The 12,899-nt window shown below is 39.7% G+C and carries 7 protein-coding genes; all 7 read left to right on the top strand.

From position 1 onward, the window contains the following. Positions 1 to 25 precede the first annotated feature (25 nt). The 7 genes from H7U17_RS20325 (at position 26) to H7U17_RS20295 (ending at position 12,309) form a co-directional block, all read left to right on the top strand. The gene (locus tag H7U17_RS20325) at positions 26 to 3,508 is read left to right on the top strand and encodes a SusC/RagA family TonB-linked outer membrane protein (RefSeq protein ID WP_186758733.1); all 3,483 of its coding nucleotides are present in this window, start codon (positions 26 to 28) and stop codon (positions 3,506 to 3,508) included. A gap of 16 nt (positions 3,509 to 3,524) precedes the next feature. Beyond that, a complete protein-coding gene (locus tag H7U17_RS20320) occupies positions 3,525 to 5,285 on the top strand; it encodes a RagB/SusD family nutrient uptake outer membrane protein (protein WP_186758732.1) in 1,761 nt (586 codons plus the stop codon). 119 nt (positions 5,286 to 5,404) lie between these two features. Then, positions 5,405 to 6,946, top strand: coding sequence for a sulfatase family protein (locus tag H7U17_RS20315; protein ID WP_186758730.1), 1,542 nt, complete (start codon positions 5,405 to 5,407; stop codon positions 6,944 to 6,946). A gap of 163 nt (positions 6,947 to 7,109) precedes the next feature. Continuing rightward, complete coding sequence (locus H7U17_RS20310; RefSeq protein ID WP_230981520.1) at positions 7,110 to 8,648, top strand: sulfatase family protein; 1,539 nt, start codon at positions 7,110 to 7,112, stop codon at positions 8,646 to 8,648. Between the two features lie 16 nt (positions 8,649 to 8,664). Then, positions 8,665 to 10,197 carry a sulfatase family protein gene (locus tag H7U17_RS20305; RefSeq protein WP_186758728.1) on the top strand — a complete coding sequence of 511 codons (1,533 nt, stop codon included), beginning with the start codon at positions 8,665 to 8,667 and terminating at the stop codon, positions 10,195 to 10,197. A 36-nt stretch (positions 10,198 to 10,233) separates the two neighbouring features. Next, complete coding sequence (locus tag H7U17_RS20300) at positions 10,234 to 10,452, top strand: hypothetical protein (RefSeq protein ID WP_186758726.1); 219 nt, start codon at positions 10,234 to 10,236, stop codon at positions 10,450 to 10,452. A 366-nt stretch (positions 10,453 to 10,818) separates the two neighbouring features. Beyond that, the gene (locus tag H7U17_RS20295; RefSeq protein ID WP_186758725.1) at positions 10,819 to 12,309 is read left to right on the top strand and encodes a sulfatase family protein; all 1,491 of its coding nucleotides are present in this window, start codon (positions 10,819 to 10,821) and stop codon (positions 12,307 to 12,309) included. Positions 12,310 to 12,899: the final 590 nt, after the last annotated feature.

Raw genomic sequence — 12,899 nt, 5'->3', positions numbered from 1 at the left:
CTAACCTTAAAACATTTACAAAATTATGAAAAGAAAATTACTGGACCTAATTAAAATGGTGTCTAAAAATCTGCTATATGGCATAATAGTACAATGCATATTTCTTTCGACCTTAATGGCAAAGGAAGGAAATGCACAGATCAAGCCGCTTGATCAAGCTTTTGTGAAAGTAGAAAAGCGGGAATGGACCGTGAAGGCACTATTTGAAGAGCTGGAAAACAAAACAGATTACGTATTTGTGTATCCAGATGATATTATTGACAATGACCCCATAATTAAAATTAAAAAGAACAAGTTTTCAGTAGAAGGAGTTTTGACAGAAGTAGCTAAAACTACTGGTTTGAAGTTTAAACAGGTAAATAATAATGTTTACGTGGGTGTTTATCGTAACGAAAGGAATGACCCTGTAGAGATTGAGGTTTTTGCGCAAACCATTACCGGTACAGTGAAGGATGATACAGGAGCTCCTATCCCTGGCGTGACGGTGGTAGAAAAGGGGACTACAAACGGTACTGTAACAGATATGGATGGGAAATATACCATTACAGTAGAGGAAGGTACTGAGTTGATTTATTCTTTTGTGGGTTTTAAACCACAAACGATTGCAGTAGGTAACCAAACCATTATAGATGTTATTTTGATGGAAGATGTAGGGAACCTTGAAGAAGTTGTGGTAGTAGGATATGGCACTCAGAAGAAGAGTACACTTACAGGATCGGTGACAGATTTAAAGGCTGATAAACTTGCTAAAAACCCAACTACTAATGTGAAAGGGCTGTTAGTAGGACAGGTTCCTGGTTTGGTAACTAATCAAAATCCAGGGCTTCCAGGAGAGGATAATGTAAATATTAGTATCAGAGGGTTTGGTGCTCCTTTGGTTATCGTAGATGGAGTAGAATCCTATTTGGACCGTATTGACCCAAATGATATTGAAAGTATTTCTGTTTTGAAGGATGCTTCAGCTGCTATTTACGGTGCTCGGGCAGGAAACGGGGTTATTTTAGTAACGACTAAAAGGGGAACCTCTGGAAAGCCTAAAGTAACCTATCACGGGTATTTTGCTACTCAAAAAAGGTTGACTTTTCCCGAGCAAGTTGATGCTGGAAGCTTCATCAAAATTGGTAGGGATGCAATATTTAATACCCAATACGATCCAGCAAATCCCGATGCTGAGATACCATATGGTACCTTGTTTACAGAAGAGAATTTAGAAAAATATACGGCACCAGGAGCCCCTAGTTATGATTGGGCAAATGCAACTGTGAAGAAAGGAGGTTCTCCCCTGCAAAACCATAATCTTAGCCTTCGAGGAGGGAGTGAAAATGTGAAGTATTATTTCAGTATTGGAATGCAGGACCAAACGGGGATATTCCGAGGAGATTATGATTACAGTAAATTTTCCGTAACGAGTAATACAGATATTAATCTTTCTAAAGGGTTGGACCTGAAATTAAATGTTAGCCATATCAATGAGCAACAGGATTACGCCGCCTCAAGTATCGGGGATGTATGGAATGACCTAAGAACTTCTCAGCCTATTTATCCTACTTCTTTACCTGATCCTACCAAAAACCCTTATTCCGGATTTAATGCTCGTTCGCCGGTTACTAGGATTCAAAAGGATGTAGTTGGCTATGAGAACACCAATAAAAAGACGACTGCCGGTGCAGTGGAATTGAGCTATAATTTGCCTTTCTTTAAAGATTTGACCCTGGGGTCTAGAGTGAACTTTAGGTTTAGAACAGGTGTAAGAGAGCGCCTAACCAAATTCTACGAAGTTTACTCCTACCACCCTGATGATATTACAGAAGATTATGATGGATATCAACTGGAAGGTTCTGGAGGAATCAATGCATATAATAAAAGTATATATGGACCTAGTGATCCAAGAAGTAGATTCCTCTATAGAGGATATGCAAGGTATAATAAAGAAATTTCCAAGCATAATATATCGTTTTTGGCTTTTGGAGAAAGGGAAGACAATATCTACAATAGTTTAAATGTGACAAGAAGAGATTTGCTCTCTCCTGATATTCCCGAAGTAAGTGGAGCCAATGAGTTGACTATTACATCGGGTACCGGTCGTGATGTAGAATATACCCGTGTCAGTTTTGCAGGTAGATTAAACTACTCATTTGATGAAAAGTACCTGTTTGAAGCTACCCTAAGAGCTGATGCCAGTTCTAAATTTGGTCCTAAAGTAAGGTGGGGGTACTTCCCGTCTGTTTCGGCAGGATGGAATATTGCGAGGGAAGATTTTTTGAGAGATGCAGAGGTCTTAGATCAATTGAAATTAAGGCTTTCCTTCAGCCAGACTGGAGTTGATAATAACTTAGGTAATACTTCTTTTGAATATTTGTCTGGATTTGAGGAGAGGACTGGTAATATCTATATTCTGAATGGGGAACAAATTTCCCAAATTCAATCCAGTGGTTTGCCCAATGAATTGGTTACTTGGGAAGAGACTACCTTATACAATGCAGGGATTGACTATACCTTGTTTGGTGGTAAATTATTTGGTAGTGTAGATGGGTTTTACAGGTACCGAGATGGTTTGCTAAGACCACCTTTGGAAAGTTTGCCATTTACTTTTGGTGCTAACCTGCCAAGTGTGAATCTTGATTCAAGAAGTAATAGAGGTTTTGATGCTTCTTTGGGTGTGAAGGGTGCTGTGGGAGAATTTCAATATAATATTGTTGCAGGTGTTGGGTATACAAGACAGAAGTATGAGAAGTACCAAGAAGATATTGATGAGACGGATCCAGTCCAGGTTAAATTTGATAAGAGATCAGGTCGTTGGGTAAATGTAGCGTTTGGATATAAATCCGATGGTTTGTTCAATTCCCAAGGTGAGGTGGATGAATATTTGGATACCTATACTTTTGAGGATATCAATGGAACTCCAAAGCCTGGAGATATTAGATATGTTGATATCACAGGAGATGGAATAATCAACAGAGAAGATAGGTATGAAATTGGCTACGGAAATAATCCTCAATTGACCTATAGTTTGAGCCCGAGTTTGACTTATAAAAACTTCAATTTGTCAATGCTATGGCAAGGAGGATCACAGTTCAATGTATTTATTGTAGGAGCTTATAGAGCACCATTTGGAAATGAGCAGGTTCCTTTAAAGATACATGAAGAATATTCTTGGACCCAAGATCCTTCGAATCCAGGGGTAGGTTCAAACCCTAATGCTCAATTACCTGCATTTAATAGGGATGGTTCAAGGACTTGGAACGATCTTACGTCAGATTTTTGGATGAAGGATGGTACCTATATGAGGTTGAAAACAGCTACACTATCCTATAATTTCAGTAAGCAAATTTTGTCTCGAGTAGGCTTGGACAGATTGACAGTTTATGTTTCGGGAGACAATATAGTGTCCTTTAACAAGCTAGGAATTTTCAAGGGAAATATTGATCCCGAAGAGGCTTCACGTCCAAACGCCTTCAATTTACCATTGTTAAGAACGATGTCTTTTGGTGTTCAAGTAGCATTGTAATTTAAAGCAGACAGTAATGAAAAACATAAGAAACATATTATTGCCACTTTGCATCTTCGTGCTATTTTCATGTGAAGATGAGTTGACTAAGGTTCCGGATTTTATTTCGGAGGATAATGTTTTTGAATCAGAGTCTTTAACGGAAGCCTATTTATCGAAAATATATCAAGACATTAGGTTTTTTAATTGGGGAGGACAATCTGGTTTAAATATAGGAATGATTTCTGCCATTGGGGGCGAACATATCAATTTTGCGGATTGGCAGGCGCCCAATACTACCTATCAACGGACCTATTCGGCAGCTGCTGGAGATGGCCCTGTTGGGTATTATGCTTGGAACAATATCCGTGATGCCAATTACATCATTGAAAATATTGCCAGCAGTACTTCGTTTGAACAGGATTACATCGATTCAAAAATGGCTGAAGCAAAGTATTTGCGTGCTCATATGTATTTTGAAATGGTGAAACGCTATGGTGGAATACCCTTGATTACGGAAGTCCAAAATGTGGATGATCCTGAGGAAGTGCTTTATCCAGGCCGAAATACTGAGCAGGAAATATATGATTTTATCATTTCAGAATTGGATGCAGCCATTCCTTTTCTAAATACTGACCCAACAGGAGGACAGGGGCGTGTAGACCGATGGACGGCATTGTCCCTGAAAAGTCGCGCTGCTTTATACGCTGCAAGTATTGCCAACTTTGGTGAGGTACAGATCGATGGAGTGGTAGGGATTCCAAATGCTCAGGCACAGAGCTATTACCAAATCAGTTATGATGCATCTAAGGAAATTATTGAATCTGGAAATTTCGCACTGTACAACGAATTTGATGATAAGGTAGAAAATTACATCAACTTGTTTCTAGAAGATAATAACAGTGAGGTGATTTTTGCTCAAGTTTTCGAGCCTATCATTAAAGGTTCAAGTTTTGATCGTCTTGGTTTTCCAGCTGAGTTCCGCGGAGGATGGGGATGTAATTTTCCCGTATTGTATGATATGGTTGAGATGTTTGATTTTCAGGATGGAACTTTGGGAACATCTATTTCCAGGGATCAACTTACTGCTGATAATATGTGGGATGTTGAAGAATTTTTTGGAAATAGGGATCCACGTTTTAAGGCATCAGTCTTTTATCCTGAAACGACTTTTAAAGGAGGTTTGATCTATTTTCACAGTAGCACGCTTTACACCAATAATCAAGGAGAAAAAGTGGAAGTAACTTCTGGGAATCTTGATAGGAATGGAGAAACATGGCCAGCAAAAGCGCATCCAAGAAACGTTAGAAATACGGCTCTAATGAGACGTAAAAATATAAATGAGTATTTGGATTTACCGATTGGTGGAGATTCAGGTCAAGATTTCGCAATTTTTAGATTAGGAGAGATCTATTTGAATTTGGCTGAGGCAGCTTATTATCTTAACCAAATGGACGAATCTCTAAATGCTGTCAATATGTTGAGAGACAGGGCAGGAATGCCCCTTTACGATCAAATTACTGAAGAGAATTTGAGAAAGGAAAGACAAGTTGAATTGTGTTTTGAGACGCACAGGTATTGGGATCTGGTAAGATGGAGAATTGCACCGGACTACTTGGATAATGTAAGAATGAAAGGTTTGGTGTTCAAGTATGATCTTGATGAGGACAAGTATATCATCACCTTAAAGAATGCAGAACCAGTCACTAGAGAGTTTGGTCCAGAGCGATTCTATTTCCCAATTGATCAAGGGATAATAGCAGATAATCCCAAGTGGGTCCAAAATCCTGGCTACTAATCTAATCATAATTAATATTCAAAAAGGCCGGTTATTTTAACTGGCCTTTTTGATCTGCGGTAATTATAGTGTAGTGCAGATGGACTATATTCGTGTTTTTAAAAATATATTATTGAGAAATGAAAAAATCATATTGGTTGGGCTGCCTCATGCTGGTTTTGAGCTTTGGATGTAGCCAGAAGCAAGTGAGTAAAGCTCCTAAGAATCATAAATCAGCTAAGCCCAATGTATTGCTAATTTATACAGATGATGTAGGTTATGGTGATATCTCCGCATATGGAGGGAAGATAGCGACTCCTAATATTGATAAACTTGCAGAAGATGGTATGTTGTTTACCAATGCTTATGCAACGGCAGCAACTTGCACCCCTTCCAGGTATTCCCTTTTGACAGGAGAATATGCTTGGAGAGCAAAGGGGCGAGGAGTTGCTCCTGGGGATGCTTCTGCCCTCATTAAGCCAGGAGTGGAGACTTTGCCATCAGTAATGCAAAAGGCAGGTTATAAAACGGCCGTGATAGGGAAGTGGCATTTGGGATTAGGAGGAAAGGAAGGACCGGATTGGAATGGGGTATTGAAGCCTGGCCCTTTGGAAATTGGCTTTGATTATTCATTTATAATTCCGGCAACAGGGGATCGTGTTCCAACGGTATTCGTAGAAGACCACCATGTAGTTGGATTGGATCCCAATGATCCGATTGAGGTGAGCTATAGAAAAAAAGTTGGAGAGCGACCTACAGGAAAAGAACATCCCGAGCAATTGAAAATGATGTGGTCTCATGGCCATAACCATACTATAGTGAATGGGGTCAGTCGAATTGGTTATATGTCGGGTGGCGAGTCAGCACTTTGGAGAGATGAGGATTTTGCCCAAACTTTTGTGGACAAGGCAAAGTCATTTATTATAGAAGAGTCAGAAAATCCTTTCTTTTTGTACTTTTCTACCCATGATATCCATGTGCCAAGAATAGCTAATGAACGGTTTCAAGGAACTACAGGCTTTGGTCCAAGAGGAGATGTTATTGCACAATTGGACTGGACTGTAGGGGAATTGATGAAGTTGTTAAAGGAAAATGATATGGAAGAAAACACCATGGTTATTTTTTCCAGTGATAATGGGCCTGTGCTGGATGACGGTTATGAAGATGAAGCAAAGGAAAAGTTGAACGATCATCAACCATGGGGCTCGCTTAGTGGAGGGAAGTACAGTGCTTTAGAAGCAGGTACTCGTGTGCCTTTTATAGTGAAATGGCCCAAAGGTATCAAGGCCGGAACGATCTCCAATGCCTTACTATGCCAAGTGGATATGTTAGGTTCCATGGCTGGTCATTTTAAGGTAGATTATAATCAAGAGCAAGCAGTCGATACCCAAAATGCTTGGAATACCCTAGTGGGTAAAGAAAAGGATGGTCGCTATGCCTTAGTTCAGGAAGCCCTTTTTAGTAACCTGGCCTATGTTAGGCAGGATGGTTATAAGTATATACCTGGAAATAAAGGGCCTGAAATGGTGCCTTGGGGACCTAAGATCGAAACAGGGTTTTCAAAAGAAGATCAATTGTTTGACTTGAAATTAGATGAAGAAGAAAAGAATGACTTGTCAAAGGAAAAGCCGGAGGTGCTTCAGGAAATGAAAAATGAATTAGAAAAAATCATCAAGAAGTGAAAATAGAAAAGGCCAATAGCTAGTACCTATTGGCCTTTTTTCTTGTCTGTAGGCTTTAAAGCATGGTGTTTTTTCTCTTTGGGCAAAAAAAGTATGGACTTTAGGAAGTTTTTTTAAAAGGAGTTATAAGATATTTATGGAAATTGCTAATTAAAAAAATAAAATGATGAATTGTAAGTTAGCTAAACTGCTAATAGGAGTATTGATGATAGGATTTTTTTCATGTCAAAAGTCATCAGTAAATGACGGTCACCAAGCTAGTTCGCCCAATATAATCTATGTGCTTGCCGATGATATGGGCTTTGGGGATTTGAAGGCCAATAATCCTGAGGGAAAAATTTTAACCCCTAACCTGGACCGCATGGCAGCGGAAGGAATGAATTTTACGGATGCCCATACTTCGTCTGCAGTTTGTACCCCAACCCGTTATGGGATTTTGACAGGGAGGTATAATTGGAGATCCCGACTCAAGAACGGCGTACTGGGTGGCTATTCCAAACCATTGATAGATACTGCTAGGTCTACAGTAGCTTCCATGCTCAGTGATAATGGTTATCATACTGCTTTTATTGGGAAATGGCACCTTAGCTGGGATTGGGGCAAAGATGAAAACGGTCAGGTTGATTTTAGTCTTCCGGTTACCCATAATCCCAATGATAATGGCTTTGATTATGCATATGGGCATGTAGCCTCGCTGGATATTCCTCCTTATGTCTATGTGGAAAATGGAAAAGTTACAGCTCTTCCAAATGATTCAACCCAAAGTAAGGATAAATATGGTTGGTGGAGAAAAGGTGCAACCGGGGCTGATTTCAAACATGAGGATGTTACACCTAATTTCTTTAGAAGAGGGATTGAATATGTGAAAGAAAGATCCAAGGAAGAAGACCCATTCTTTCTTTACCTTCCATTGCCTTCTCCTCATACTCCAATCCTACCATTGGCAGAGTGGCAGGGCAAAAGCGGTTTGAACCCTTATGGTGATTTTGTGATGATGATAGATGATTATATGGGGCAGCTTATGGCGGCCGTTAAGGAAGCAGGAATTGAAGAGAATACTATTATTATTTTTACCAGTGACAATGGCTGTTCTCCAGCAGCAAAAATTGATGAACTTATTGCTGAAGGGCATTATCCAAATGGTATTTATCGAGGCCATAAGGCAGATATTTATGAGGGTGGACATAGAGTGCCATTTATCGTGAAATGGCCAAAGATGATTAAAGCGGGGTCTATAAGTGATGAGACCATCTGCACCACAGACTTGATGGCAACCTGTGCAGAATTGGTTGATTATTCTTTAAAGGATAATGAAGGAGAGGACTCCTATAGTTTGCTGCCAATATTCAGAGGCGAAGCCATTGAGGGAACATTAAGAGAAGCTACAGTTCACCACTCTATCAATGGTAGTTTTGCCATTCGGAAGGGAGATTGGAAGTTGGCCATGACAGCTGGTTCTGGAGGATGGAGTTTTCCTACTCCTGCGCAAGTTGCCAAACAGGATACATTACCCGATATCCAGTTATTTAACCTCAAAGAAGATCCAAGAGAAGAAAATAATCTACAAGGCGAATTCCCCGAAAAAGTCAATGAACTTCAAACTTTGTTGACCCAATATGTAGAGCGAGGAAGGAGCACTCCAGGACTTCCGCAATCCAATGAAGGAGGAAAAACTTGGAAACAACTATGGTGGATGCAGTGATGCTAAACTCAAGCTTATGAAAAACAATAACCCAAATTTTATTCAGTGCTTTATAGTCTTGTGTTGTGTTTTTCAGTTTTCCTGTACCAAGGGGATAGAAAAAGCTAAGCCACCCAATATTATTTATGTGTTGGCCGATGACATGGGGATTGGGGATATTCAGGCATTTTATCCTGAAGGGAAAATCCCCACGCCAAATCTGGATCAAATGGCTGCAGATGGTATGCGCTTTACAGATGCGCATACAGCATCTGCTGTCTGTACGCCTACCCGCTATAGCATTTTGACAGGGCGTTATAATTGGAGGTCTACATTAAAAGAAGGTGTACTATGGAGTGACGATAAAGGCTTGATAGATACATCTAGAACTACTGTGGCCTCTTTGTTGAAGGATCATGGTTATCATACTGCTTATTTGGGGAAATGGCATTTAGGCTGGAATTGGGGACATGATGAAGAAGGAAATATTGATTTCACCAAAGAAGTGAGCCATAATCCCAATGACAATGGCTTTGACTACGCTTATGGTCATATAGCCTCATTGGACATCCCGCCCTATGTCTATGTGGAAAATGGAAAGGTGACTGAAATCCCAACTGACTCGACAGAAAGCAAAGACAAATATGGTTGGTGGAGAATGGGAATGACGGCACCAGATTTTAAGCATGAGGATGTAACACCTAATTTCTTTAGGAGAGCGATTTCATATGTGCAAGATAGAGCAAAGACGGATCAGCCTTTTTTCCTTTATTTGGCCCTCCCATCACCACATTCTCCAATTCTTCCATCTGAGAAATGGCAGGGCAAAAGCGGTTTGAACCCTTATGGTGATTTTGTGATGATGATTGATGATTATATGGGACAGCTGATTGCTGCGGTAGAAGAATCAGGCGCAACAGATGAAACCATGATCATATTTGTAACGGACAATGGATGTGCACCAGCGGCTAAAATAGATGAGCTGATTGAAGCAGGACATCATCCTAGTGGGATTTATCGAGGCCATAAGGCTGATATCTACGAAGGAGGTCATCGCGTTCCTTTTATAGTTAAGTGGCCCCAAGCAGTCAAGGCAGGAAGTGTCAGCGAAAAGACCATTTGTACAACCGACTTATTGGCGACTTGTGCAGATTTGGTCAATTACAAATTAAAGGACCATGAAGGTGAGGATAGCTATAGTATGCTTCCCCTTTTAAAAGGAGAGACATTAGATGAAAATTTTCGTGAGGCAACTGTCCATCATTCAGTGAATGGTTCTTTTGCGATTCGAAAAGGAGAGTGGAAACTTATTATGTGTGGAGGATCGGGAGGATGGAGTTACCCAACTCCTCAGGAAGTTGCAGAAATGGATTCCTTGCCACCTGTTCAATTGTATAATATGAAAGAAGATCCTTCCGAAACCCGCAATTTAGAGGCGAAATATCCAGAAAGAGTGCAGGAGCTTCAGGATCTTCTTACAAAATATGTTTTGGAGGGTAGAAGTACACCCGGTATTGCCCAAGAAAATGATGGGGAGAAAAAATGGAAGCAGCTTTGGTGGATAGACTAAAGGGAATTGAATAGTGATAATTCTATAATTGTTAAGATGAAAAGAAGGCTGTTTGTAATTAGTGTTTTGCATGTGATTTTTCTAGCCATAAGCGGGGATGGATATGCCAAGGATTACTATGTGCACCCCTCAAAGGGAAAGGATACTAATTCGGGTTTAAGCCAATCAGTAGCTTTCCAAAGTCTTGATAAAATCAATTATTTGAAATTAGAAGTCGGTGGCCGGGTTTTGTTGGCGTCAGGAGAAGTGTTTTAAGGTACCATAAGTCTAAATGCTATAAAAGGGACGAATAGTGCTCCCAGTACTTTTTCAGTCTTACGCTTGGAATGAGGGGAGAGTTTAAGTGCAAGAAAATCAGGCCCAATCAATCTGGAAGCAGCGCGACGGGTTTTATCCGCCACGGCTGATCAGGCAGTGATAGGTTTTATATTGCATATTTCTGGCAATTTATTTGGCTATTGGTATAATTCTGGATATGCCTAAATATAGATTCTGTTGTTATAATATGGTATTAAAGAGTGATTGCCTTAATATCTTCTGTTTTGATTGTTTTAATAGGAATTCAAAATTTGAAAAAAACTTTATTATATTTATAGGTCTTTTGACCTAAAAATATAGATTATGAATATAAATTCTTCATCAAGGCTTTTTGTCCTTTTGATTTCGTTGTTGAGTGTAGGGGCTTGTAATACCAAACAGGTTGATAAAAATGAAAATAAACCTCCCAATATTGTTTTGATTTTAGCAGATGACCTAGGGTATGGAGATGTGGTTGCTTATAATGCCGATGCCAAAGTCAGTACGCCCAACATTGACCAGCTTGCTGATGGAGGAATGATGTTTACTGATGCACATAGCCCCTCTTCAGTTTGTACTCCCACGCGTTATGGGATATTGACTGGGAGGTACAGTTGGAGAACGCGTTTAAAGAAAGGTGTACTTTGGCCATGGGATGAACCACTAATTGAAGAAAATCAAGTCACGATGCCACAGATGTTGAAACAGGTTGGTTATCAAACAGCTGCTATAGGTAAATGGCACTTAGGCTGGAATTGGGCTACCAAGGATACTTTGCCTGCAATAGAAAATGGTGGTGCAAATGTAGATTATAATGCGGCGATAAAGGGTGGTCCCTTATCAGCTGGATTTGATTATTACTTTGGGGATGATGTGCCTAATTTTCCGCCTTATACATTTATTGAAAATGAGAGAGTCGTAGAAGATCCAATTACTGAAAAACCAAAGGGATTGTTTGGTATTCCTGGGGCTATGGCGCCAGGTTGGACTTTGGAGCATGTATTGCCTACTATCACCCAAAAGTCGGTGAAATATATTGAAGAAGCTTCTGGAGGTGAAAGTCCATTTTTCCTATACTTTGCCCTTACAGCTCCCCATACACCGATTGCTCCAACAGAGCAGTTTAAGGGAACTAGTCAAGCAGGAGCTTATGGGGATTTTGTCCAAGAAGTAGATTGGACTGTAGGACAAATAATGGATGCGCTTGAAAGGAGTGGAGTAGCGGATAATACAATATTTATTTTTACAAGTGATAATGGTTCGCCTGCTAGAAACGGAAAAAATTATTCGGGACCGACAGCTTCTGTGATCAAAGATTATGGCCATAAGGCAAACGGAGATTTGAGAGGATTGAAGGGAGATGCTTGGGAAGGTGGTCATAGACTACCATTTATTGTGAGATGGCCTGGCAATGTTGAAGCAGGTAGTGTGAATGAGGGCTTGGTTTCTTCATTGGATATTATGGCCACCATCAGAGATATACTTGAAATTGATGCCAAGCCTGATGTAACTCCAGACGGCGTTAGTTTGAAAAATACCATTATCGATAACAATCCAGTGGCTAGGGACTTTTTGGTCCACCATTCCCATCAGGGAGTATTTGCCATTAGAAAGGGGGAATGGAAGCTGATTCTTTCTCAAAAATCTGGTGGTTTTAGTGATGGTTTGAACAAAGATGGTTATGGAATTGAGAGTCCAGGACAATTGTATAATTTGAAAGAGGATCCAGAGGAAATGAATAATTTGTATGAAGACCATCCTGATCAAGTAAAAGAATTGACCGAGCTATTAAATTCCATCAAGGAGAAAAGTTGATGTTTTGTTTAGGCTGGGAGAAACAAAAAGAATCGTCTTTTTATAAGGAGGCGGTTCTTTTTTAATATATATCATAGCAATTCAATGTCTTGTTAGCTAATAGAGAAGCTTTTCTGTTTAGAATCGTAAATAGTTTTTATGATTATCCGTTATTCCACCAGTAAATGTGTTTCTCACAGCCTGTCCAGGTCTATCTGGCCGAAGATAGGTTTGCACGGAATAAAATCTGATTTCACTGGACTTTAGTGAGTATTTTGAAAGGTTATCATGCTATTTAATAGCTACTGGGGCCTTTGCGGATTTATATGATTTTTTTTGCATCTGATAACCTGTTTGTAATTAGGGTAGTTATATATAAAAAAACACACTTTTTTAATTGTATATGGATCTATTGGGTTTTTTATTTAGGTTTATTTACTACCTTTGTCATCCTGTTGGACGGACAGGGGCATTTGGGAAGAGCTTTCGAGGTGCTTGATTTGGAATAAGGTTTTGGTTTCCAGGGCTTAAAAATATTTTGATAAAAAGTGTTTTATAAGAACGGAAAAGCTTTTAACTTTGCAGACCCAAAAGAGGGGAGGAGAGTTGTA

The organism is Echinicola salinicaeni (assembly GCF_014280965.1).
GTDB classification, from domain to species: domain Bacteria; phylum Bacteroidota; class Bacteroidia; order Cytophagales; family Cyclobacteriaceae; genus Echinicola; species Echinicola salinicaeni.
Note: the sequence above shows the minus strand (reverse complement) of the source record. Positions and strands in the feature narration are given on the sequence as shown.